Annotated in this window: 23 protein-coding genes; 8 read left to right on the top strand and 15 right to left on the bottom strand. The window is 60.2% G+C overall.

What is annotated here, in order from left to right:
* The first annotated feature begins 45 nt into the window (after window positions 1–45).
* On the top strand, window positions 46–1371 hold the full coding sequence (locus tag AC07V0_RS01400) for an ABC transporter substrate-binding protein (RefSeq protein ID WP_018929025.1): 1326 nt from the start codon (window positions 46–48) through the stop codon (window positions 1369–1371).
* 148 nt (window positions 1372–1519) lie between these two features.
* Complete coding sequence (locus tag AC07V0_RS01395) at window positions 1520–2290, top strand: ABC transporter ATP-binding protein (RefSeq protein WP_018929026.1); 771 nt, start codon at window positions 1520–1522, stop codon at window positions 2288–2290.
* A 10-nt stretch (window positions 2291–2300) separates the two neighbouring features.
* Here AC07V0_RS01395 and AC07V0_RS01390 read toward each other — a convergent pair whose 3' ends face one another.
* From AC07V0_RS01390 to msuE, 3 genes are read right to left on the bottom strand one after another with little or no spacing between them, the layout of a single operon-like run.
* On the bottom strand, window positions 2301–3404 hold the full coding sequence (locus tag AC07V0_RS01390; RefSeq protein WP_018929027.1) for a sigma-54 interaction domain-containing protein: 1104 nt from the start codon (window positions 3402–3404) through the stop codon (window positions 2301–2303).
* Between the two features lie 8 nt (window positions 3405–3412).
* Window positions 3413–4600 (bottom strand): acyl-CoA dehydrogenase family protein, encoded by a 1188-nt coding sequence (locus tag AC07V0_RS01385; RefSeq protein WP_018929028.1) that lies wholly within the window; start codon window positions 4598–4600, stop codon window positions 3413–3415.
* Between the two features lie 10 nt (window positions 4601–4610).
* A complete protein-coding gene (gene msuE / locus AC07V0_RS01380; protein WP_495019319.1) occupies window positions 4611–5174 on the bottom strand; it encodes an FMN reductase in 564 nt (187 codons plus the stop codon).
* Between the two features lie 635 nt (window positions 5175–5809).
* On the opposite strand from msuE, the gene ssuD reads away from it, so the two are divergent.
* Both ssuD and AC07V0_RS01370 read left to right on the top strand, forming a co-directional pair.
* Window positions 5810–6949, top strand: a complete 1140-nt coding sequence (ssuD, locus tag AC07V0_RS01375) for an FMNH2-dependent alkanesulfonate monooxygenase (protein ID WP_495019318.1) — start codon at window positions 5810–5812, stop codon at window positions 6947–6949.
* Window positions 6946–7797: an amidohydrolase family protein gene (locus AC07V0_RS01370; RefSeq protein ID WP_495019317.1), complete on the top strand. Its 852-nt coding sequence runs from the start codon at window positions 6946–6948 to the stop codon at window positions 7795–7797. The genes ssuD and AC07V0_RS01370 overlap by 4 nt, the downstream gene beginning before the upstream one ends.
* A gap of 112 nt (window positions 7798–7909) precedes the next feature.
* Here the strand turns inward: AC07V0_RS01370 and AC07V0_RS01365 are convergent, their stop codons facing one another.
* The 8 genes from AC07V0_RS01365 to AC07V0_RS01330 all read right to left on the bottom strand — a co-directional run bounded on the left by AC07V0_RS01365 (window position 7910) and on the right by AC07V0_RS01330 (window position 14740).
* A complete protein-coding gene (locus AC07V0_RS01365; RefSeq protein WP_237229614.1) occupies window positions 7910–8128 on the bottom strand; it encodes a hypothetical protein in 219 nt (72 codons plus the stop codon).
* A 92-nt stretch (window positions 8129–8220) separates the two neighbouring features.
* Window positions 8221–9489 carry a GTP-binding protein gene (locus AC07V0_RS01360; protein WP_495019316.1) on the bottom strand — a complete coding sequence of 423 codons (1269 nt, stop codon included), beginning with the start codon at window positions 9487–9489 and terminating at the stop codon, window positions 8221–8223.
* Window positions 9486–10148, bottom strand: coding sequence for a nitrile hydratase subunit beta (nthB, locus tag AC07V0_RS01355; RefSeq protein WP_018929034.1), 663 nt, complete (start codon window positions 10146–10148; stop codon window positions 9486–9488). Before nthB ends, AC07V0_RS01360 begins: the two co-directional genes overlap by 4 nt.
* Before the next feature lie 41 nt (window positions 10149–10189).
* Window positions 10190–10783: a nitrile hydratase subunit alpha gene (gene nthA, locus AC07V0_RS01350; RefSeq protein WP_086945566.1), complete on the bottom strand. Its 594-nt coding sequence runs from the start codon at window positions 10781–10783 to the stop codon at window positions 10190–10192.
* A 77-nt stretch (window positions 10784–10860) separates the two neighbouring features.
* On the bottom strand, window positions 10861–12375 hold the full coding sequence (locus tag AC07V0_RS01345) for an amidase (RefSeq protein WP_495019315.1): 1515 nt from the start codon (window positions 12373–12375) through the stop codon (window positions 10861–10863).
* A 153-nt stretch (window positions 12376–12528) separates the two neighbouring features.
* The gene (locus AC07V0_RS01340) at window positions 12529–13395 is read right to left on the bottom strand and encodes a transporter (protein ID WP_477743167.1); all 867 of its coding nucleotides are present in this window, start codon (window positions 13393–13395) and stop codon (window positions 12529–12531) included.
* Between the two features lie 85 nt (window positions 13396–13480).
* Window positions 13481–14539 carry an aliphatic aldoxime dehydratase gene (gene oxdA, locus AC07V0_RS01335; RefSeq protein WP_086945563.1) on the bottom strand — a complete coding sequence of 353 codons (1059 nt, stop codon included), beginning with the start codon at window positions 14537–14539 and terminating at the stop codon, window positions 13481–13483.
* A 21-nt stretch (window positions 14540–14560) separates the two neighbouring features.
* Window positions 14561–14740, bottom strand: a complete 180-nt coding sequence (locus AC07V0_RS01330; RefSeq protein ID WP_192350397.1) for a hypothetical protein — start codon at window positions 14738–14740, stop codon at window positions 14561–14563.
* A gap of 352 nt (window positions 14741–15092) precedes the next feature.
* Here AC07V0_RS01330 and AC07V0_RS01325 point away from each other — a divergent pair, with 352 nt between their 5' ends.
* A complete protein-coding gene (locus tag AC07V0_RS01325) occupies window positions 15093–16028 on the top strand; it encodes an AraC-like ligand-binding domain-containing protein (protein ID WP_018929040.1) in 936 nt (311 codons plus the stop codon).
* A gap of 166 nt (window positions 16029–16194) precedes the next feature.
* Here the strand turns inward: AC07V0_RS01325 and AC07V0_RS01320 are convergent, their stop codons facing one another.
* Together AC07V0_RS01320 and AC07V0_RS01315 are read right to left on the bottom strand one after the other, a co-directional pair.
* Entirely contained in the window at window positions 16195–16362 is a 168-nt protein-coding gene (locus AC07V0_RS01320) for a hypothetical protein (RefSeq protein WP_488175612.1), read from the bottom strand.
* 168 nt (window positions 16363–16530) lie between these two features.
* Complete coding sequence (locus AC07V0_RS01315) at window positions 16531–17244, bottom strand: class I SAM-dependent methyltransferase (RefSeq protein ID WP_064617671.1); 714 nt, start codon at window positions 17242–17244, stop codon at window positions 16531–16533.
* 382 nt (window positions 17245–17626) lie between these two features.
* On the opposite strand from AC07V0_RS01315, the gene AC07V0_RS01310 reads away from it, so the two are divergent.
* Both AC07V0_RS01310 and AC07V0_RS01305 read left to right on the top strand, forming a co-directional pair.
* On the top strand, window positions 17627–18463 hold the full coding sequence (locus tag AC07V0_RS01310) for an AraC family transcriptional regulator (protein WP_495019314.1): 837 nt from the start codon (window positions 17627–17629) through the stop codon (window positions 18461–18463).
* A gap of 99 nt (window positions 18464–18562) precedes the next feature.
* Complete coding sequence (locus AC07V0_RS01305; protein WP_064617675.1) at window positions 18563–19054, top strand: helix-turn-helix domain-containing protein; 492 nt, start codon at window positions 18563–18565, stop codon at window positions 19052–19054.
* Window positions 19055–19170: 116 nt separating this feature from the next.
* On the opposite strand, the gene AC07V0_RS01300 is transcribed toward AC07V0_RS01305, so the two are convergent.
* Together AC07V0_RS01300 and AC07V0_RS01295 are read right to left on the bottom strand one after the other, a co-directional pair.
* Window positions 19171–19857 carry a phytanoyl-CoA dioxygenase family protein gene (locus AC07V0_RS01300; protein WP_086945560.1) on the bottom strand — a complete coding sequence of 229 codons (687 nt, stop codon included), beginning with the start codon at window positions 19855–19857 and terminating at the stop codon, window positions 19171–19173.
* Between the two features lie 108 nt (window positions 19858–19965).
* Complete coding sequence (locus AC07V0_RS01295; RefSeq protein ID WP_086945559.1) at window positions 19966–20850, bottom strand: LysR substrate-binding domain-containing protein; 885 nt, start codon at window positions 20848–20850, stop codon at window positions 19966–19968.
* Between the two features lie 159 nt (window positions 20851–21009).
* Here AC07V0_RS01295 and ydiJ point away from each other — a divergent pair, with 159 nt between their 5' ends.
* Window positions 21010–24039 carry a D-2-hydroxyglutarate dehydrogenase YdiJ gene (gene ydiJ, locus AC07V0_RS01290; protein ID WP_495019313.1) on the top strand — a complete coding sequence of 1010 codons (3030 nt, stop codon included), beginning with the start codon at window positions 21010–21012 and terminating at the stop codon, window positions 24037–24039.
* Window positions 24040–24103 lie beyond the last annotated feature (64 nt).

The raw sequence follows: 24103 nt of genomic DNA, 5'->3' as shown, positions 1-24103 counted from the left end.
TCCTGCGGCAAACGTGCGATTGAATCATTGATAAGGAAAATACCGATGTTGAAACGATCTCTACTCAGTAGCCTCGCCCTGGCCGTCAGCCTGAGCGTTGCCACATTGACTGCGCAGGCGGATAACGAACAGTACTTCCCGCTGCAGAGCTATCGGGTCGGTCCTTATGCCGCCGGTGGTACCGGGTTTTTTGGTGGTTTTATCGACTACCTCAAGTACGTCAATGCCAATGGCGGGGTCAACGGCGTCAAGCTGACCTGGAGCGAGTGCGAAACCGAATACGTGGTCGAGAAGGGCGTGGAGTGCTACGAGCGTCTGAAAAAAGGCCTCAATGGTGCGCCGGCTGCCGCCACTAACCCGCTGTCGGTGGGAATCGCCTATGCCACCCTGGAGCGCTCGACCGCGGACAAACTGCCGCTGATCACCATCAACCACGGCCGCACCGACTCCACTGACGGCAGCGTTTTCCCCTATGTCTTCCCGTTGCAGCTGAACCCGTACTCCGAAGTCTCGGCGATCATCAACTACATCGGCCAGCAGGCCGGGGGGCTGGACCAGCTCAAGGGCAAGAAGATAGTCACCCTGTATCATGGCTCGCCCTACGGCAAGGAAACCAATGAGGTGTTGCAGACCCTGGCCGACAAGTACGGGTTCAAGCTGACCCTGCTGGAAGTGCCCCATCCGGGTAACGAACAGCAGTCGCAATGGCTCAACATTCGCCGGGAAAAACCCGACTGGGTGATTCTGCGAGGCTGGGGCGTGATGAACCCGGTGGCGTTGAAAACCGCGCAGAAAGTCGGCTTCCCGGCGGATCACATCATCGGCAACATCTGGAGTAACTCCGAGGACGATGCCGCACCGGCCGGTGCCGCCGCCAAAGGCTTTATCGCGATCACCACGCACCCCACGGGCACCGATTTCCCGGTCCTGCAAGGCATCCAGCAGCAGGTGGTGGCCAGGGGCAATGGTGACCTGGCCGATCCGAAACGCTTCGGCACCGTGTATTACAACCTCGGTGTGGTGAACGGCATTCTCAATGTCGAAGCGGTGCGCATTGCCCAGGAGAAATTCGGCAAGCAACCGCTCACCGGCGAGCAGGTGCGCTGGGGCTTCGAGCACCTCAAACTGGACGATGCCCGCCTCAAGGAGCTGGGTGCACTGGGCTTGGTGCAACCATTGCAGCTGTCGTGCTCGGACCATGAAGGGGGCGGTGCCGTGCGCTTCCAGCAGTGGGATGGCAGCCAGTGGAAACTGATCAGTGACTGGGTACAGGCCGACCGTGCCTTGCTCAGGCCGATCATCGAAGCCTCGTCGCACCAGTACGCCAAGGAAAAAGGCATCACACCGCGCGATTGCAGCCAGGACAGCTGAGATGTGAATCGGGTCGGGGAGGCGTCCCCAATGCTTTTCCGTTAAGGCAATGTCTGCTCAATACACATCCCGTGGCGAGGGAGCAAGTCACTCGCCACAAGTCACTTGTTTCAAGCTTTTATTAATTGAAGAGCATGGGGATAGGCGTATGAACCAAGTACCGATCTTGCGGATCGACGCGATTGAAGTCCTGTACGAACAGGCCATCCTCGCGGTGTGCGGGGTATCGCTGGCGGTACCGCAAGGGCAGATCGTGGTGTTGCTGGGGGCCAACGGTGCCGGCAAGAGCACCACCTTGAAGGCCGCCTCCAATCTGGTGCGCGCCGAGCGGGGCGAGGTAGTGCAGGGGCGGATCCTCTATCGAGGCGAGGATGTCACTCGTAGCACGCCCCATAGCCTGGTGGCCAGCGGCCTGGTGCAGGTACTGGAAGGCCGGCATTGCTTTGCCCAACTGACAGTGGAAGAAAACTTGCTGACGGGTGCCTTTGCGCGTCAGGTGTCCCGCGGGCAACTGAAGGCCGATCTTGAGCGTATCTACAGCCAGTTTCCGCGCCTCAAGCTGCGGCGCAAAAGCCTGGCCGGCTACACCTCCGGCGGTGAACAGCAGATGGTTGCGCTCGGGCGGGCGCTGATGGCCCGGCCGCAGCTGGTATTGCTGGACGAACCTTCGATGGGCCTGGCACCGCAGATCGTCGAGGAGATCTTCGAGATCATCCAGCAGCTCAATCAGCGCGACGGCGTGAGCTTCCTGATTGCCGAGCAGAACATCAACCTGGCCCTGCGTTACGCCCAGTACGGCTACGTGCTGGAAAGCGGCCGGGTTGTCAGCGAAGGCACGACCGGGCAGTTGGCCGCGCGCAGTGATATTCAGGACTTCTACCTGGGGGGCGGGACAGCGGGTAAAGGAGCTGCTGCTTGACCGCCACCAGTCAGATCGACAGATTGACCACTTTGACCGTCTGGGCGTCCTGTACCGGGCGGCGTTTGTTCACCACCAGTTCACCGACCTTGATCAGCATCGCGCGGGTGATGTTGCGACTCAGCCCCAGCAAGCTGGCGGTGTGCACCTGGTTGTAGTGGCAGAAGCGATAGGCCGCGCGCAACAGCGCTTCCTCGACCCGCTCGTGGAGGGCGCCGCTTTCTTCCTCGAACAGCTTCTTGAAGGCTTGCTGCAACAGGGCGTCGGCACTGTCGTCCTGGACGGTATTGCTGGCGTCCAGGCGTTCGATACGCAGGTTGGACAGGTGCAAGTCCTGGACGCGGATCAGATTGTTACGGCAGATCAGTAAGGTGTGGTGAATGACGTTTTCCAGCTCGCGAATATTGCCCGGCCATGAGTAATTCACCAGCTTCTGTTCGGCTTCGGTATCCAGCACCACTTCGCCATAGCCCAGCCGACGACTGTACTCGGCGATGAAGTGGCGGATCAGCGGCAGGATGTCGCCCGGTCGCTCGCGCAGCGGGCTGAGTTCCAGGCTGACCACGTTTAGCCGGTAATAGAGGTCTTCGCGAAAGTGCCCGGCGTTGATGGCTTTTTCCAGCTGCACGTTGGTCGCAGCCAGCACCCGTACATCGATTGGGATGCTTTTGCGTGAACCCAGGCGAACCACTTCACGCTCCTGCAGCACCCGCAGCAACTTGACCTGGATTGGCATCGGCAAGTCGCCGATTTCGTCGAGGAACAGCGTGCCGCCGTTGGCTTCCTCGAACCAGCCGGCTTTGGCGCTCAGGGCGCCGGTGAAGGCGCCTTTTTCGTGGCCGAACAGTTCGGCCTCCACCAAACTTTCGGAAAACGCGCCGCAGTTGACCGCGATAAACGGTTTGTTGCGACGAGCGCTGAGGTTGTGCAGGTGACGGGCCACCAGCTCCTTGCCGGTCCCGGTTTCGCCGATGATCAACACGCTGGCATCACTGGGCGCAACCTGTTGCAGGTGCGCCAGCAGCGCCTGTGATTTCGGGTCTTCGAAGACTTGCGCGGTGGCGCGTATGGAGGTGGCCAAGGCTGGTGAGGGCGGCAGCGTGAGTAGTTGCATGGTCGGGCCTATGAGTAAAAGGACGGAGTGGGCAGCGCCGTGTTGAGCGCCCAGTCACCCAGTTCATGGAGCTTGTAGTCCACGGGGTCGTGCAGGGTCTGGGTGCGCAGGTTGCGCCAGTGACGATCAAGGCGCAGCGCGGCATGGGTGGCGCGGGCGCCGGTCACTTCAAACAGGCTGCTGGTCAGGTCCAGGCCGGTGCGGGTGGCGGCGACCTTGGCGGTGGCAATGGCCAGGGCCAGTTGGCCACGTTCCTCGGCGGCGAGCTGGTGCTCCTTGCTCCAGGCTTGGTCGAGCAGGGCGTTGGCTCGTTCAGTGAGCAGGCGCACGCTTTCCAGCCCGACCCAGAATTCGCCGTAATGGCGCAGGACATAGGGGTCCTGATTGGCCTGGCTGACGTTGGCCTTGAACCAGGGGCGCGTTTCCTTGAGGGTGTAATCGCGGGCCTCTTCGAACGCGCCCTCGGCAATGCCGAGGAAGATATTGACGAAGGTCAGTTGGGCGATCAGCGGGCGCAGGCAGGCAAAGGGCGTGCTCAGCGGGCCGGGATCGAGCAGCAGCTCATTCTCTTCCACGCGCACCCGTTCGAAGGTGGCGCTGCCGCTGTCGGTCTGCCGTTGGCCGATGTTGTCCCAGTCGCCGTGCAAGGTGATGCCGGTGCGGTGGCTGGGAATGGCGGCGATCAACAGCTTGCCGCTGGTGGATTCATCCAGCGCCGAGGCAATCAGCATTTCCGAATCGGCGGAGCCGGAGCAGAAACTCTTGCGCCCGGAAAACTCGCGATAGCCGGCAAACTTTTTCGACAGGGTGCGGGTGTCCAGCGGGTTAAGGGCATTACCCCAGAACCAGTTGTTGCGCGCGGTCTGTTCGAACCAGGGCTGCCACTGTTCGGGCCGGGAAAACAGCCGCACCGTGGCCAGCATCAAGTGCTGGAAGCCGAACACGTGGGCGATCGAGCTGTCGATCCTGGCGAATTCGCGCACCACTTCCAGGGTGTCGCTCCAGCTGGCGCCAAGGCCACCGTATTGCTGGTCAATTTTCATCGCCAGCAGACCGCTACGGCGCAACTCGTCGCGCTCGGCTTTCGGCGTGCCGCCCAGATGGTCGCGTTCGGCGGCGGTTCGGGAAAACTCGGCGGCGAGCGTCCGAGCGATCTGCAGCGGGGTTTCAAGTTTGGATGTATGGATAGCGGTCACAGGCTGTTCCTCAGGCTGTTTTCCGCAGGTCGGCGGCATTGGCGGTGAACAGCGGAGCGGCCCGTTCGACTGCCAGGCGGATGCGTGTTTTCAGCGCTTCGCTGCTGATCTGGTAATTCGTGAAATCGGCCTCCGAGGCATACACGCCCAGGGGTAGGGTCACCGACTGGAAGAAGCTGAACAGCGGGCGCAACTGGTGATCGATTACCAGCGCATGCCGGTCGCTGCCACCGGTGGCGGCCAGCAACACCGGGGTATCGATCAATGCGTCCTGGCCAATCAGGTCGAACAGGTGCTTGAACTGGCCCGGGTAGGCACCACGGTAGACCGGTGCGGCCACCACCAAGAGGTCCGCCGACTCAATCGCATTCAACTCGTACTCAACAGTTTCCGGCAGCTCCCGACGGGATATGGCGCTGCCCAGCGGGCGGACAATGTCACCCAGCTCGATGATGCGGCTTTCGATTGGCAGGTACTGGCTCAGCTCAGCAACGATGGCTTGGACCAGTACCAGGGTGCGCGACGGACGATAGGCTCCACCGGAAACGGCGACGACTTTAAGTGGAGTGCTCATGGGGTCTGTTCCTGTTCGAGTTGCGGGATGTGCAGCCATCAGAGCAAGAGTTGTTCCATGGTTAAAAGAGCTATGAAAAACAATAAGTTAGTCTGTTGCTTGGTCTCGACTGCTGTTGTCTGGGCAGCTAACTGTTGAGCGACTGTTGCGTGAGCAGCAATGGCGCTGCTGTTTGTCGGGCAACACTGTGGTATCCATGAATTGAATGTAAGTGATCTAAAAAACATCTAATAAATACTTTTTGGTTATTAGCTTAAGGCTTTGTCGGGCTGTCAGTGCCAGGCGAGCAGCTTTTGGCTGGCTTTAGCCGGCCGAAATCAGTGGGTAATGCCTCTCGAATCGGCCAAGTGTTGCTCAGACAATAGCGGTTCAACATCACTGTTGGGTGGGCAACAGTGGGTGGACCAAAGCGCATGGCATTCACCTTCCACCGTCGCCGCTCAGGTGGTTGTGCACGCTGCCTGCAGCCCGCAACGCAGGGTTTCAGGGCTTCTGGTATGGCTCTTGCTCAGGCACCTGACTCTCCAGCAACAGTGCTGATCAGGGCGCCACAGAGTGCTCGCTTCCTATATCTGCCGGCCGATGTGCCGTGCGCCTTGTGATCCAGCCCTGTATCACTCCCTGAGGCCCGTACCATGAATTTGGATATTTTCTGGTTTCTCCCCACCTCCGGTGACACCCGCTACCTGGGTAAGTCCGAGTCCGGCCGCCCGGCCACCAACCAGTACATGCGGCAGATTGCTGTGGCTGCGGAAAGCCTTGGCTACGACGGCCTGTTGATTCCCACCGGCAGCAGTTGTCTTGATCCCTGGGTCACCGCTGCCAGCCTGGTACCAGTGACCAGCCGGATTAAATTGTTGGTGGCCTTGCGCACGTCAATCAGCAGCCCGACCGTAACGGCACGTCAGGCTGCCAGCCTCGACCAGGCCCTGGGTGGGCGCCTGCTGCTCAACGTGGTCCCCGGTGGCGATGCGGCCGAGCTGGCCGCCGAGGGCGTGTACCTCAAGCACGATGAGCGCTATGAGGCCGCCGATGAGTTCCTCACCGTCTGGCGTCGGGTATTGCAGGGTGAAACGGTCGACTTCGAGGGCAAGCACATCCATGTGAAGCGGGCGCAGAATTTCTTCCCGCCGGTGCAGAAGCCCTATCCGCCGCTGTACTTCGGTGGCTCTTCGCCGGCCGCCCACGAGCTGGCCGCCAAACACGTGGACACCTACCTGACCTGGGGCGAGCCACCGGCCGCGCTGGCCGAGAAGATCGGCGATGTACGTGCCCGCGCCGCGAAGCACGGCCGCACAGTGCGTTTTGGCGTACGTCTGCACGTGATCGTGCGTGAAACCAACGAGCAAGCCTGGGCCGCTGCCAACGAACTGATCCAGTACCTGGACGACGAGACCATCGCCCAGGCCCAGGCCAACTACGCGACCATGGACTCCGAAGGCCAGCGCCGCATGGCTGCGCTGCACGGTGGCTGTCGCGATCAGCTGGAAGTCAGTCCCAACCTGTGGGCCGGTGTCGGCCTGGTGCGCGGCGGTGCCGGTACTGCCTTGGTCGGTGACCCTCAGACCGTCGCCGCCCGGCTGCAGGAATACGTCGACCTCGGCGTCGACAGCTTCGTGCTCTCAGGTTATCCGCACCTGGAAGAGGCCTACCGCTTCGCCGAACTGGTGTTCCCGTCGTTGCCCGGTAAACAGGCGGTGACCGTCAATGAGGTGCTCACGGGCGGAGCCTTCGATGTGCGAGCCAAGACCAAACAAGAGGAAACCGCGGTATGAAAGTGATCGACATGCGCTGCCGGCCGGCCTATCTGCACGATTTCTTTGGCGCCAACCCGGGCTCGGCGGGCTACGCCACCGCACGCTGGCTGAATCGCCGCGTCGGAGCTCGCGGCAGCGACGAGCATTTTGCCTGCTCGCTGACGCCAGAGGGTTTTATTGCCGAAGTCCGAGAAGCCGGTTTGAGCCAGGCGGTGGTGGTGGGGCGACACACCCCTGGGCAACACCTGCCGAATGATTTCATCCACGAAATCACCCATCCCCATCAGGAGCTGCTGGGTATCGCCGGGGTTGACCCGACGTTGCAGGGTATCGATGGCGCTATTGCCGAAATCGACCGGGTGATTGATCAACTCGGTCTGGTCGGTATCGGCCTGGAGCCGGGTTTCGCCGTGCCGGCACGGCATCCGGATGACCCGCTGTACTTTCCCCTCTACGAACACTTGTCGCGCCGTGGCATTGCGCTGTTCCTGATGAGCGGACCGACCACGCCGGATCCGGCCTTCAACGACCCTGGCCGCCTGGCAGCGGTGGCACGAGCGTTTCCCGAACTGAAAATAGTCTGTTACCACGGCTACTGGCCGAACGTGGCGCAACTGCTGGGCGTAGCTTTTCGCTATGAAAACATCTTCGCCGTGCCAGACATGTACCTGTTCCTGCCGGGCAGCGAGGCCTTTGTCGCAGCAGCCAATGGCTTTCTGGGCGACCAACTGTTGTTTGGCTCGTCCTACCCGTTCCGGCCGATCCGCCAGTCGATCGAGGATTTTCAGGCGCTGGGGTTCAAGGATCAGGTGCTGGATAAGTTGCTTTATGGGAATGCGGCGCGGTTGTTAGGGTTGAGGAGGTAGCCTTGAATCGACGCCTGCCGTTTCGACGGACGCCCAATCGGGCTATAGAAGTCGGCGAGGTAATGGCGCGGGTCGCCCAGCAGCGCGTTGACGCCGACGGCAATTGGCTGTGTCAAACCGATGGAAAGATCCAGGACAAGGCGCCTTGAGCGATAAGCTGTTGGCGAGCCTCCCATTGGCGCAACAGCCTGTCGCGGCAGGCCAGGCGCTCGTTCAGTTCGGCGACTTCCAGGCTCAGTGCGCGCACCTCGTCTTTCTGCATCCGACGCTCTTGCAGCAATTGCTCGACGCTGGTCAGGATGCGTCGCAACAACGGGTTGTTCGACGACAACGGCGTGCTCGCCTGGTCAGGCTGGTCCAGTCTGTCGGCGAGCGGAGCCAATAACCAGTGGGTTGTCCGGCTGAAAAAAACATGGAGCACCTCTACCTGAGTGAAGTGATGTCAGCCGCCAGGGGCTGCGGTGGACGTACCGACAACGACTGCGAATCAAACACTGTCGCCCCCGGCAGGGCTTGCCAGGCCAGTGGGCCGGCGGCGATTTCCCGGGTACTGAGCAGGCAGTGGTCAAGCTCGCGCTGTAAAACCTCGGTGTCGAGGCCCTGGCCGATGAACACCAATTCCTGGCGACAATCACCGACCACGTTGTCCCACTTGGCCATGATGCTCTGGAGCCGGTATTCATCCCATGGCCATTGCGACGGATCGATAAAGTTCCACCAGTGGCCGACATAGTCCCACTGGAACTGCCCGCCGCTCTGCACCAGCATGCCGGTTTCCAGGTGCCGGCTGGCGAGCCAGAAATAGCCTTTGCTGCGCAACAGCCGTCCGTTGCGCCAGGGGCGCTGGAGAAAGTCGAGCAAGCGCTGTGGGTGAAAGGGTGTCCGCTCACGGTAGACCCAGGATGTCACACCGTAGGTGTCCGCTTCGGAGGCTGGCGCGTCGGTCGCCTCCATTTTCCTCATCCAGCCCGGCGACGCGGCAAGGCTGGGTAAATCAAACAGATGGGTGCCGAGGATGCTCGACAGCGCGACTTGACCGTGGGTCATCGGCAGGATCTGCGCGCCGGGGTTCAGGCCGGCGAAAATGGCGTGCAGTGCCTGGTAACCGGCGTCATCGATCAGGTCCAGTTTGTTGACGAGAATAACGTTGGCGTACTCCACCTGCTCGATCAGAAGGTCGGCCAGATGGCGCTCCGGCGCGTCTTCCATGGCATCCGCACGGGCCACGGTATCCGGCGACTCGAGCAGCGCCTGAAACTGGCTGCCATCGACCACCGTCACCAAGGTGTCCAGGCGTGCCAGTTCGCTGAGGCTGAAGCCTTCGGTGTCAAGGAAGGCGAACGTCTCCGCCACCGGCATCGGCTCGGAGATCCCGGTGGATTCAATGAGCAGGTAGTCGAAACGCTGCTGACGTGCCAGATCACTGATCTGCTCCAGCAAATCGGCGCGCAGTGTGCAGCAAATACAGCCGTTGCTCATCTCGATTAACTCATCGCGACCACGGTGCAGCGACACGTCGCGCTGCACCGCTTCGGCATCGATGTTGACTTCGCTCATATCGTTGACGATGACCGCGACTCTCAGGCCTTCGCGATTGCGCAGGATATGGTTCAGCAGGGTGGTTTTGCCGGCACCGAGGAAGCCCGAAAGGACCGTCACCGGCAGTCGGTCCGCCTGGGCGCCGTCAATCATGCGTTCACCGCTTTTGCGCTGGGCGCCTTGTCGAGGTAGCTTTCAAAAAGATCGACCACCACGAAACCATCGTCCGCCGCGTCGCCCCAAAGGTCTTTCACACGAAATTCGACGTGGTAGGTCGGCTGATGCGCCGCGCTCACATCGCCATGGCCGATGGCATCCGGGAAGGGCCACTGTTCTGACGTGCGGTGCAGGATCACGCCTTCCTTGCCGCGTACGTAGGCCGGCATGCGGATATGCCCGGCCACATATTCGTCGCGAACGACCACCCGATCGCCCACCTCGAAGGGGGGCCGACCGGTGATCGCCTGGCGACCCCCCGCGTGGGCGGGGTTCGCCAGCTTGAAGTGAGAGCCTAGGGCCTCATCAAGTTCTGCCTGGGTAATCACGCCTGTTTCTACCAGCAGGGTCGCGGTGGCGATGATGTAGCGCTCGTAGTATTGCGTGCCGACATGTTGGCGAACATCCAGGCGTTCGACGGCGTGGCGCACTTCGTCGACGCTGAATTTTTTCAGGTGATCGACGCCGATGAACATCAAGCTGTAGGCCAGGTGTTCCCAGTCCTGCTTGAACACCTGTTTGTAGCTCAGGCTATTGATGGTGTGCGGGACTTTGCCAAAGCCTTGAAAACCGCCGAGATCGTGAAAGCCATCCATTGTGAACACCTCTGAAAAGTGAAAGAAACCCAGCGCCCTGGCTACGCTACCTGCGGCAGCGCCACGCCGATCAGGACGTCCTTGGTGATCAGGGCCCGCAGGGCCTCTTCATCCATGCCCTCACTGCCCTCGGGTCGTACCGGCAGCACCAGATAGCGGCTTTCGGCACTGGTGTCCCACACTTTGATGGTGGCTCCCTCTGGCAGCTCGGTGCCCAGTTCCCGCAGAACGGTGCGCCCTTCGCGGACCAGGCGGGCACGGAATTCGAAGCCCTTGTACCACTCCGGCGGCAGGCCGAGGACGGGCCAGTTGGTGCAGGAGCACAGGCTGCAGACGATCACGTTTTTCAGCGTGGAAGTGTCTTCCAGGGCGACGATGTATTCACCTTGTGGGCCGGTATAGCCGAATTGCGCGCAGGCAGCGGTACCGTCCTTGAGCAGCAGTTCACGAAACTGCGGGTCGACCCAGGCCTTGGCCACCACGCGAGCGCCATTCTCCGGGCTCCAGTCGTGGGCCATGAGTTGGGTCAGCTGTTCGATATAGCCGTCGGGAATCAGCTCCTTTTGCTTGAGCACCTGGAATAGGGCGCGGGCTCGCTCGCCTGGGGTCGAGGTGGTTTTTTCATCGGTGTTCATCAGTTAACTCCTCATCGTTGAGCGTTTAAGCAGCGCCTGGGGTGTTTGTTTCTGTGCGCTGCGCGGGGACCGACCGGTTAACTGTTTTTCCAGTCAACGGACGCTTCGAACGCCGCGGCCGCCTGGTAAATCGTGCCTTCGGCATAGTGCTTGCCCACCAGCATGAGCCCGACCGGCAGGCCGTCCACCAGCCCGCAGGGAATCGACATGGCCGGATGGCCGGTGATGTCCTGGGCTGAGGCGTTGCCGATCATTTCCAGCGCCCGGGCCACGTATTCCGTGATCGAGCAACCGGGTTCCGGATGAGGCTGGGCGATGATCGGCACGGTCGGCATCACCAGCAAGTCGTAGCGCGCCAGCGCCGCGTCGTAACCGGCCCGGGCCATGCGTGTGAGATTCTGCGCCTTGGCGTAGAAACGGCCGTTGTAGTGCTTGATGCCGTATTCACCGACAAACATGCACAGCTTGAGAGACGCGGACAGCTGATCCGCCTGCTCGCGCCACCCGGCTTGCTTGTCCAGCAACGTGAGGTCGTACAGGCCTTTCCAGTTAAAACCGGCGCCATTGCCGTGCATCATCTGCATTGTCAGGCCTTCACAGCCGATGGGGAGCCACAGCGAGCCGGCGATCTTGTGCTCTGGCACAGAGACTTCCTCGACATGCGCGCCGAGCCGCTCAAACTGGGCGATGGCGTTACGCACCGATGCAGCTACGCGCGGGTCCTGGTTGGCCAGCTGGAAACCTTCCTGCAGGATGCCGATCCTGAGCCCTTGCACGCCACGGTCCAGGTAATTGCTGTAGGTGTCGACCCGGGGCGCGGCCTGGCGTGGGTCGAGGCCGTCGGCGCCGGCCATGACTTCCAGCATCAACGCGTTGTCGCGCACGTTGGCCGTGATGGGCCCGGCGTGGTCGATGGTCGCTTCGATCGCCATGATCCCGGTGTAGGGCACCAGGCCGTGGGTCGGCTTCATCCCGTAAGTACCGCAGAATGCCGAAGGAATCCGAATGGAGCCGCCCTGATCGCCGCCGACCGCGAGATCCACTTCGCCGGCGGCCACCAGTGCCGCGCTGCCGGAAGAGGAACCACCGGAGGCGAAACCCTGACGATAGGGGTTGTGTACCGGTGCGGGGTCAGAGGTGTGACTGCCACCGGACAGGCAGTAGTGCTCGCACGTGGCCTTGCCGAGAATGGTCGCCCCCGCATCCAGTAAGCGCGTGACCACGGTGGCATCGAACGACGGGACGAAACCTTCGAGTGGCGCGGCACCGTTCATCATGGGGACGCCGGCCAGGGCGATATTGTCCTTGAGCGCGACGGTTTTGCCCGCCAGCTTGCCTTGCGGTGCGCCGTTGACTTCGGTGCGGTAATACCAGGCGTTCAAGGGGTTGTGGGCCGCCGAAGGGCGGTAGCCGGAACTGCGCTCGTAACGGACGGGCGGCACGCAATCGGGCAGCTCGTCGATCAGGTCGTAGGCGTCGAAGCTCGACTGCATCAGGGCCAGGTATTCACTGGCTTGTTCACGGCTGAGCTGCATGTGCAGGCCGTTCGCGATGTCCAGTAAGTGTTCAAGGGTGGGACGAACGATTGCCATGGTGGGGCTGTCCTTATCGTGGTGGCCTGGGGTTCAAGATAATCCGTGCCTCTGCGCGGTGGCTTGGTTGAAAAAGACACCGACTTGGTTGAGCCGGACATCCTTGCGCCAGGCGCAGGAAGGGTGTCCGGCGGCTGTCTGCTGGACGGTTGGCTAGAACACGTGCGCGTAACGCAGGTTCATGCGGAAGTCCTCTTTGGCGCCGTTATCCACTGAAAGGTCCTTGCCCAGCTGCAGCTGGAGCTGGTCCTGGGGGGTGACGAATTTGGTGGCTGTCAGGCGGAAGTTGGTGGTGCCCATTTCGTCGTCCTGGTTGACACGCGCGACGCTGGTTTCACCGCCCCAGGTACGCCCGAAGCCGACGCCGAATGCCGTGGTGGGGTCTGGCATGTAACGGCCCATCACCTGGGCAGCGTAGGACACGTCCTGCTTGAGGCGGTCGCCATTGGCGCCGTAATCGGTGTTATCGCCATACCAGGTGGCACCGCCGACCAGGTCCATTGCCCACTTCTCCGTGAAGTGCTTGACGTAGGCGCTCTGCAGCTCGAATTTCCAGCGGTTCTCACCGAGGTTGAGCGCGTCGTTCTTGTCGTAGGTACCGGAAGGGACATACACATAGGGGGCGATACTGAGGGTGTCGCGGGCTTCATTGAGCCGCCACTTGACCGGCGCGGTGAGGATCAAGTCGCCGACGCCCCGGGTACTGCCGAGTGTCGAGGCATCGCCGCCAGTGGAAACGTGCCCGAAGGGCAGGAGGAATTGCGGGTCGATGGTGACCGTTTCACTCAGCGCGTACACATGGAGCAGACGCAGGATGCCGACGTCCGAGCTCAACCTGAAGTCCGAGCTGGCCTTATGGCCATTGGCGTAGGCCGAGTCTGTGGTGGAGTGCTGGTAGTAAATCGCGCCGATGGTAGCGCCGACCGGGTATTGCTCGTAATCGCCAGGGGCCACCTCGCCAGCGTTCGCGTGGAGTACGGGCAACAGCGTGGAGAGTGTCAGCAGACGGATCTTATTCATCTTTTATTCCTTGCACGGCAAGGCCGTGCCGCCCGGGCAGGGCGGCAAAACGGCAGAAATTCGGGGTTTTAGACGCCGGCCAGGTTCAGGATGCAGGCGATTGCGCGTCGCGCAGCATTCCGGTCTGCGGGTGACAGTTGATGTACTCGAACACCTGGCTCTTGGCGTCCGACACCGACACTTCGTGGTACAGCCGCAATTTCTTCAGGCCCGCCGCGACACGGAAGAAGGTCACGAAAATTCGCAGATGGGTGGGGTGGGATTCCGCCCAGCGTTCGAGCTTCTCGATCGAGCGCCAGTGACCGATGTTGTAGCTCACGTCGAGGAAGTTGCCGTCCAGGTCGATATTGCGCACGAAGCGGTTGCTGTAGCAGCCCAGGGATTGGCCGTTGTCACGCAGGAAGTCCATGCCGTCCTGCAGGGTCGGCAGGATCTCGTCGAGGTACAGTGAACGTTCTTCAGCCTCGGCGTCCGCCCAGTCCTGGCCTGAGCGAATCAAGGCGAGGTTGTCATGCCCCATGATCACCACCCGGCCACCCTTGGCGGGATCACCCGCGACCACTTGCAGCTCGCTGGTGGGCATCATCCAGTCTGTCTGGGAGATCGGGAAGCGGTCGCGCATCGAGCCCCAGTAGCCGTGTTCTTCGATTTCACTACTGGTCGTATCCATTACCGCGCCGACGCCGGGCAGGTTGTCCTGGAAGGCGTACAGGGTCTCAAACTGCTCGGCGCGCGGGGCGCTGATTTCACGGAAATAGCCAAGGCCATCACTCAGCCGATCCGACGAAGCCCACCAGTCATTCACCTCCGGTGAACGCAACCAGCGACAGTGGGCCGCCGGGTCTTTCCAATACCCGACGACAATCAGATTGTCGAAGCCGCTGTTGTCGGTGTGGTGGGTCAAGTCGTGGTTCTGCGGGCCATTGGCCAGGCTGAAACTGCCGACGATATGACGCATCGCCTGCAACGCGGCCTCGCGCTGTGCATCGCCTTGATACTGCACGCCGAAGTACCCCATCACTACTTGTTGCAGTTGCTCGTCAGCGCGTGCCACCCACATCGGAAACGGCGGCTGATACTCATCGGGCACGCGGCGGGACAGGGTGCGTGGGCATTTGAGATGTTTGTCGATTGCAGATTCCATCTTGAGCTCCTCGTTTTTTTTTCAGGCAAGCGGTTTGGATTCACGCTTCGGCGGCGGGGTGCGCTTGGCGACCTGCCGTCGATGCAGCAGCTTCATGGCTCCCCATTCAATCAACCAGTAAACCGACTCCTCAGGCACGAGATCGCGCATGTGCAGAAGCCAGGATGAGTCAGGCAATTGTTTTGAATATTGTCGGTCCATGGGAGGCCTCATCAGCAGGGGGATGAGCTGCTGTGAGGTGAAAATTAGGCTGGACGGCGATAGGCCGCTTTGTTCGTCAGGACAACCGTTTGGTTGTAAAAGACAACGCCGACACACGCGGCGCGGCCATGATCGGCATTGGTGCACCCACGCCGAATACGTCAGGCACTCTGCCTCTAAGTGGGGATTTTGAGGTGTTCTCGCGTCACGTTGGCCGGGCGAAAACCTCGATGGCAGTCACTTCGCAGAGCCCTTCAGGATCGGCATGAATGCGCTTGGCCTGTTAATTGCTGCGATAAAGCCGTTAGAACTTCTCGCGCTCTTACTGCAAGGTTGTACTGAGGTCCGTGGCATGAACCCAAGCACTCAATATTCGACCCTCGCTGTCGCGGCCCCGCGCCGCTTTGATTATTGGAAGGAAGTGGTCTGCCGCCATTGCCTGGCGGCCGATAGCAAACCTTTGTCCCAGAGCAGTTTTGATGGCTCGCTTGCAGTCAATACCGTGGGTGATCTGGACATTTGTTCGCTGTCTGCACCCCTGCATTACTGGGAACGCTCCGAGCAGCATCTGCGCAGTGGTCCTTCCGAAGATTTATGGTTGGGGTTCTCTCGAAATGGCCACGGCCAGATTGAACAAGGCGGCAGAAAAGCCAACCTGGCGGCGGGCAATTTGTTTCTTTATGACGCAACTCAGGCGTTTCGATTCAGCTTCGGTGGCACTGAAAACCACCTGGTGCGCATTCCGCGAGCCTTGCTCGTCGAACGCCTGCCACGTATCGCCGATTACACCGCGATGGTTCTCGACGAGCGGCGTCCGGGAGTCATTCCATTGCGTGAAATGTTGCGTCAGGCCGCGAGTGCGCCGGCATCGTTGCAGGATGAGGCCATCTCGAACCGTTACTCCAGCGCTTTGCTCGACCTCCTTGTCATCAGCCTGGAACTCCAGGACTTGAAGATCAGTCACGATGAGCTGGATCTCTACGGCCGCATCATGAAGTACATTCAACGGCACTTGACCGAGCCGGACTTGTCGATTGAAGTCATCGCGCAGGCCCACAATGTGTCCACCCGCACCGTCACCCGAGCCTTCGCCCGCTACCAGAAGACCCCCGTGGCAGAAATCTGGAAAGAGCGCCTGAATGCCAGCCGTGAAGCGATCGAGCGCGGTCAGGTGCGCAGTGTGTCCCAGGCGGCGCTGGACTTCGGGTTTTCTGACTTCTCCCATTTCAGCCATGCGTTTCGCAAAGCATTTGGCGTTGCGCCCAATACCCTGTTGCATCGAAATTGAGTGATGCCCCGAAGGACAGTGCCCTTGCGCTTGAACGCTCTTCTGTGAAAGCGCAGGGTGATTCCTGCGGGGCGTTCTGTTTGGACCGGGGGACATGGTGGACACATGTTCGGAGACATAGTGGACAGTTAACGAAGCCGTTTACCTGATATTACGGATCGGGCGTTCATCTCAATTTGTGCAACGCGATGCCTACCCAGTAGACATCGTGCTTGCCGTCCTCCAAGGTCCTGCGCAAGCCCACACGCTCACCGGTAAACGCCCGGGCCCAGCTTGAGCTCCTACCCTCACCAGTTGAGCTCCCCGTTGGCTTGCACTGTTCGCACTTCGTCATCATCGCCGTACTCCAGTTCCGCCGGTACCTCCTGATAGCACAGCTCACTTTGCCGATGCCGGGAGGCAGGAACGTTAAAATCCGGAGCTTGGTGTGGACGTTGGTGATTATAGATTTCCCGCCATTGGTCTGTTACGGTCGACGTATATCTAATACTTTCAATCATGTTCAGACCACTTTGCACGTCAACCACGCCCCCCAGAAAAGGCTGCTGAAGAAACGGGTAGCGTCTCCAAATCCGGCGTCATGCAAGAGTTTTTGAACCGCCGCCTCGGAATGTGGAGGATCAGCACCTTGAAGGATTTTCCCAAGCTTGACCTTCACTTCATCCGGGCTGGCTCCATGCTGCCGCCACCGCTGCCCCCAAGCCGCAAGCAGTAGCGGCTGGCTGGCATAAGCGTATTGATTCCCCGCGACAATCAACGGCGCCCCCGGTTTTAGATGAGCCCGAATGGATCGTAAAATTTGTCGCTTGGTTTCATCTCCATCGAGATGATGGAGTACCCCGATCAAGGTCGCTGCGTCGTATGACTCGTCTGCTGCCAGGTCTTCAACATGCCCAAGATGCATGGCCGTTCTTTCAAGCAAGTTGTTTGCCTCTAATTGCTGCTTTGCAGCCTCCAACATCGGCTCGGACGGATCAACGGCCGTGAAGCGCCAACCCGGCTCAAGCTTGGCCATAGCAACAATTTCCTGCGCCGTACCGCCAGCGCCAACTACAAGTATTTTTGCCGAACGTGCAGTGCCCAGGCTTGCCGCCAGCATGCACGCCGCCAAGTCTTGGCAGGCGTCATATCCTGCTAGCGCAATACGGCTCTGTCGTCCGTACTCGTTGGCTCGTGAGGTATCAAATTTTTCTGAGTTGAGAGGGGATGATTTCAAGGCGGTTCTCCATGTCCTGAAATCAAGCTACGCCAGACACAGCAATAATAAAAATTCATTAATTTTATGTGGAGCATTCCTGAAGGGAATGCATACCTCAAAAAATTGCATCGTCGGATCAAGTCCAATGGCTGTTACCCATGTTTTGACTATTCGAGCGTATTGCCTGATGGAGAGATGATCCGGGTCATCCACAGCGATCGGCAGTGCGCGTGGGTCGGGCGCAAGTCAAGGGGGGGGAGGGACGCTTTGGTCTGGTCGTGCGGCGTTGGGAAGGTATGTATGATGACGCATCTATTGTTACCGATGGTCCCCATCCGCCGCTCAGAACCGCCCCGACGAGGCTATTGCAGCGGTGCACTTGTATTAAGGGGTCTATTTTATGGCCTACATGTCGTCCAAGCTCAGTGGTCAGTCGCCCGAAGTGTTTCACTTGGAGACTAGCGACACCGGTGGCTACGCCGTGGATTGGCACGCCCATAACTGTCATATGCTGCTGTTACCACGCCAGGGTGGGCTATTCCTGTCGACCGAAAGCAGCCAGACTTCTCACGTTTCGCCCCGGTTGTTTTCCTTTGTGCCGGCAGACTTTGCACACGCAACCCAAGCGGCTCCGGGGCGGGAGAAACATATGACCTTGTATGTCGATCCCTCTTACATCAAGCATCAAGGACAGATGAACGGTTACAGCGGTTTCGCCAAACAGGTAAATCGATCGGGGATCTGGCAAGGAACAGAGACGCTGGAAAGTATCTTGCGCCTGTACGACCAACTGCAAGGCAGTGCATCTGCGGAGGCCTTTCAGCGCCAATTACCCCATCTCAATCATCTGCTCTTCGAGGAGTGCGCTCGGGTTATCGCTTGTCAGCAGACTCAGCCGCAGCCGAGTGAACATCAGCAGCAGGCGACGCTGGTTCGCGACATACAGCGCTACATTCAGGAGAATCTGGAAACAGATTTGGATATTGAGTCGATTGGGCATGAGTTCCACCTGTCACGGCGTCACCTTACTCGTATCTTCAAAGACATTACGGGCGAAACCCTGCTGGATTTCACCAACCGCACCCGAGTGGAAACGGCCGCCCGGCTTGTTTCATGCACTTCACTATCGATCCTCGAAGTCAGCCTCGCGGTAGGCCTGGACTCCCCCTCATACCTTGCTCGACTGTTCAAGCGCCACCTGGGCCTAACCCCAAGCGGGCTACGCAAACCCCGCTAACGATCTGGCCCAAACGAGCGCATGGACGGCCCGATCAAGCGCTTCCGCCAAAATGATGCTGGCCACAATAGACCTCGTCTCCAACATTGAGAGGTCACAATGAACGACGTGGACGTTGTAGAAGTCTTCAAGTCCAGCCAGGGAGGCGACAAACGGGTATCCATCGCAATCGGTGCCGCCGGGCTTGGCGCTGAGCCGATCATGACGATGGCATGCGCCAATCTGCGACTCATAGCGACCAATAACGGGCCGGGCAGACTGAGTTATTGGCAGGAGCGAAAAGCAAAAGAAGTCATGATGGAAAACCTTGATTGCGGCATTCAGGTTTCGGCCGTAGCCAAGGAGTGTTCCTTGTCACGAAGTCACTTCTCCCGAGCTTTCAAGAATGCTACGGGCCACTCCCCACGTGATTGGCTTCAGCTTGCAAGATTAACCCGAGCGAAAGAATTCCTTGAGCAAACTGATTTTTCTATTTCTCAAGTGGGGTTGGAGTGCGGGTTTGCTGATCAAGCCCATTTCACCCGAATGTTCTCCAGTAAATTCAATATGCCCCCAGGAAAGTGGCGGACACAAAAAAAGTCCCAGCTGTAGGGGTGGATCCCCCCTGGAGAATCCATCAAGGCCACCACACCCGTCCGATTGTCAGTTGGACGGGTGTGGTGGGGGCTGCCATTGATAGCAGGCACTCCTTGTTGGTTTTCGGTCCGCTATTTTTGATGGCTTGAGCAGGTAAAGTCCGAAGGGTCGAACCGATCGGTCGTGTCCATCCGGATACTGCGCAGGCTCACCGTTTCCAGGTGTGACGCGTATAACGTCTCTGCAAAATAACTGATCAGGATGGAGCGCCGGCGTGCGCCGATCGAGTTCAGACTGCCCGCATGCACTAAATCGGCATCAAACACCAGGATGTCACCCGCGGAGCCTGAAAGCTGCACGGACCGGGACTCGTCATTGAAGTCGAATGGCGGCGCTTCCTGGTCAGGGCGATGGCTGCCGGGGACGATACGTGTTGCGCCGTTCTCGGGGCCATAATCGTCGAAGTAAGCAATGGCGTTCACAATGTCGCCGGGCCGTTGGGCCGACAAGTCGCGGTGCAGCTGCTGATGACCGCCACCTGCAAGGGGCTCGCGACCCTCCACCTGCGAGAGGAAAAACCGCTCTCCGATCAGCTCACCAACCACCGTCAGCAGCTCCGGCAGACGACACACCGCCTGAATCTTCGAATCAGAATCCAGCAGCGAATGGCGCCAATCCATGCCACGCGGCACTGGCCATTGGTCCGCCGGCTTCACGCCCGCATCGAACACGGCACGAAGGTCACCCAGCCACTCGGCCGGGATCGCTCGACGGAGCAGCGCAAAGCCATCTCGATGGAGTTGTTCGCGGTCAGTCATGGATTCCTCAATTCCCTTGCCACCAACGCATCAAAAATCCTGCAGTTGCGCGCGCAACTGATGGACATCATAGAAGAACAAAGTGGACAGCCTGTTCTTCGCGCTCGTTCAGATCTGTTCCAGCAGCCAGGTACGGAACGCGATAAGCGATGGCAACATCTCGTTGCGCGGCGGGTAGGTCAGGTAGTAACTGCGCTGGCTGGCGAACGGCTGGTCGAGGCTGATCAGCTCTGCGTTGGCCAACTCGTCGGCCACTAGAATACGTGGCACCAAACCGATGCCGATGCCAGCCCTGACGGCCTGGATCAAGTGCGAGGTGAGTTCGAAACTCGGCCCCAGCCGCATCATTCGATGGGGCAGGGCGTGGTGGCTGAACCACTCGCCCCAGACGTTGGCGTTGTTTGCGACGTTGAGCAGTGTCTGTGCGCCAATGCGCTCCGGCGTCCAGGCGTCGTGGAGCTCGGCCACTTCTGGAGAAATGATCACCATCAGTTCTTCGGTGTGCAGGCGATGGCTGATCAGACCCGGCAAATCGGCATTGCCGACGACGATCGCGGCATCGATACCGCTGGTTTCGAAGTCGATGGCGTCGATCCGGGAATTGATGTGCACCAGCATGCCGGGATGGGTTTTGTAGAAGTCATGCAGGCGCGGCAATAACCACTTCGAGCCGAAGGTCGGCAAGGTGGCCAGGCGCAAGGTGCCGCTGCCGGATTGATAAGCCATGGCTTGCAACGTGGCGCTGCGGATGCGTCCGAGGGCTTCGCTCATTTCCCGCTGGTAGAGACGACCGACATCGGTCAACTGCACTTGCCGGCCTTCACGGCGAAACAGCGTCAGGCCCAGTTGCTGTTCCAGCGCCTGGACTTGCCGGCTCACGGCGCTTTGGGTCAGTGACAGTTCCATCGCGGCGCGGGTGTAGCTTTCATGGCGGGCGGCGGCCTCAAAGGCCAGCAGCAACGACATCGAGGGCGTGAGGTGACGGTAATTCATTCGTAAAAGTCATCGATAGCGGCAGGATTATCCGTTTGTCCGGCGCCAGAGCCTACAGGATCATTGGCGTAGCCGACGACCTGAGGCTGACCCATTAATGCTCAGGCGACAAGTGTTTTGATTTTTCCCATGATTAGACCGACAAGAGAACAGCCTGCGATGATCGCTCAGTTGCCCACCGTTGCACTCGCGGCAGACTACCCGGAATTTCTTCAGGCCCTGCGCGCCAGCGGCTTTCGTGGCCAGCTCAGCGCCGACTACGCCACCCGCACCGTGCTGGCGACCGACAACTCGATTTACCAGCGCCTGCCGCAAGCGGCGGTGTTCCCCATGGACGCGGACGACATCGCACGCATCGCGACCTTGATGGCCGAACCACGCTTTCGCCAGATCAAGCTGACCCCGCGAGGCGGCGGCACCGGCACCAACGGCCAGTCATTGACCGATGGCATCGTGGTCGACTTGTCGCGGCACATGAACACCATCCTGGAAATCAACGTCGCCGAGCGTTGGGTGCGGGTGCAGGCGGGCGTGGTCAAGGACCAGCTGAATGCCGCGCTCAAACCCCATGGGCTGTTCTTCGCCCCGGAGCTGTCGACGTCCAACCGCGCCACCGTCGGCGGCATGATCAACACCGACGCCAGCGGCCAGGGGAGTTGCACCTATGGCAAGACCCGCGATCACGTGCTGGAACTGCACAGTGTGCTGCTCGGTGGCGAGCGTCTGCACAGCCGGCCTCTGTCCGACGCGGAACTGGAAGTGGCATGCACGCAATCCGGCCGCATCGGCGAGGTGTACCGGACGGCGCGGCACATTCAGGAAACCCAGGCCGACCTGATCGAGTCGGTCTTCCCCAAACTCAACCGCTGCCTGACCGGTTACGACCTGGCGCACCTGCGTGACGAGCACGGGCGTTTCAACCTCAACAGTGTGCTGTGCGGTGCGGAAGGTTCGTTGGGTTACATCGTCGAGGCCAAGCTCAACGTGCTGCCGATTCCCAAGTATTCGGTGTTGGTGAACGTGCGCTACAGCAGCTTCATGGATGCGTTGCGCGACGCTAATGCGTTATTGGCGCACAAGCCGTTGTCCATCGAAACCGTGGACTCCAAAGTGTTGATGCTGGCGATGAAAGACATCGTCTGGCACAGCGTCGCCGAGTACTTCCCGACGGACGCCGGGCGCGCGACGCTGGGCATCAACCTGGTGGAGTTCAGCGGGGAAGACCTGGCGGACGTAAATGCTCGCGTGGCGTCGTTCGTGGAGCATCTGCAGGCCGACACGACGATTGAGCGACTGGGCCACACCCTGGCCGAAGGGGCCGAAGCCGTGACTCGCGTATACACCATGCGCAAGCGCTCGGTCGGGTTGCTGGGTAACGTCGACGGCGAGGTTCGCCCGCAGCCTTTCGTCGAAGACACCGCCGTGCCGCCGGAGAAACTGGCTGACTACATCGCTGAGTTCCGCGCCTTGCTGGATAGCCATGGCCTGGCCTATGGCATGTTCGGTCACGTCGATGCCGGTGTGTTGCATGTACGTCCGGCGCTGGATATGAAAGATCCGGCGCAGGCCGCTCTGGTCAAGCCGATTTCCGATGCCGTCGCCGAGCTGACCCGGCGTTATGGGGGGCTGCTGTGGGGTGAGCACGGCAAAGGATTGCGTTCGGAATATGTCCCCGAGTTTTTTGGCGAGCTGTACCCGGCGCTGCAATCGCTCAAGGGCGCGTTCGACCCGCACAATCAGCTCAATCCCGGCAAAATCTGCACTCCGCCGGACGCCGCCCAAGGCTTGCTCAAGGTCAACGAAGTCACGCTGCGTGGTGACCTGGACCGGCAAATCGACGAGCGCGTGTGGCAAAGCTTCGGCTCCGCCGTGCACTGCAACGGTAATGGCGCCTGCTACAACTACGATCCCAACGATGCGATGTGCCCGTCGTGGAAAGCCACCCGTGAACGCCAGCATTCGCCAAAGGGCAGGGCCTCATTGATTCGCGAATGGTTGCGTCTGCAAGGCGCGGCCAATATCGATGTACTGCAAGCGGCCCGAGGCAAATTGTCGTGGCTGAGCGGGTTGCCAACGCGGTTGCGCAACAACCTGGCGCGCTCGCGTGGCGAGGCGGATTTCTCCCATGAGGTCTACGACGCGATGGCGGGGTGTCTGGCCTGTAAATCCTGTGCGGGACAATGCCCGGTCAAGGTCAACGTGCCGGAATTCCGTTCGCGATTTCTGGAGCTGTACCACGGTCGTTATCAACGCCCGCTGCGCGACTATTTGATCGGCTCGCTGGAGTTCACCCTGCCTTACATGGCCTACGCGCCAAGTGTGTACAACGCGGTGATGAGCTCGAAATGGGTGAGCCGTCTGCTAGAGCGACAGGTCGGTATGCTCGACAGTCCGTTGATCAATCGCCATAACCTGCAGGCCACGCTGACCCGCTGCAAGGTCGCTGTCGCCAGTGTGCCAGCCTTGCGCGAGCTCACTGTCGCGCAACGCGAGCGCAGCGTGGTGCTGGTGCAGGACGCCTTCACCCGGTACTTCGAAACCCCGTTGCTGGCGAGCTTCATCCAGTTGGCGCATCAGCTGGGTTATCGGGTGTTTCTGGCGCCCTATAGCGCCAACGGCAAGCCTTTGCATGTGCAGGGTTTCCTCGGTGCCTTCGCCAAGGCGGCGATCCGCAACGCCCATCAGCTCAAGACGCTCGCCGACTGTGGAGTGCCGCTGGTGGGGCTGGACCCGGCGATGACCCTGGTCTACCGCCAGGAATATCAGAAAGTACCGGGGCTCAACGATTGCCCAAAGGTCCTGCTACCCCAGGAATGGCTCTGCGATGCGTTACCGGAAAATCCGCATCCGGCGACTGATACCTTCCGTTTGTTGGCGCACTGCACCGAGAAAACCAATGTCCCGGCCAGCACTTCGCAATGGGAAACCGTTTTTGCCCGGCTCGGGCTCAAGTTGACGACTGAGGCGACCGGCTGCTGCGGCATGTCTGGAACCTACGGTCATGAAGCCCGGAACCAGGACACCTCGCGGACCATTTTCGAGCAGTCATGGGCCGGCAAGCTGGACAAAAAGGATGAGGCGCTGGCGACGGGATACTCCTGCCGCAGTCAGGTGAAGCGCTTCGCCAACACGCAATTGCGCCATCCACTGGAGGTTGTGCTAGAGCGCATTGTTCAGCCAGTTCGCTGATGCAAACGCTGCGGCTGATTGCACGCAGCATCAGTTCCTTGGCGCGGCGCTCCTGCCCGTCGGA

Source organism: Pseudomonas sp. GW821-FHT01E10 (genome assembly GCF_059422365.1).
This window is presented reverse-complemented; position numbering and strand designations above follow the sequence as displayed.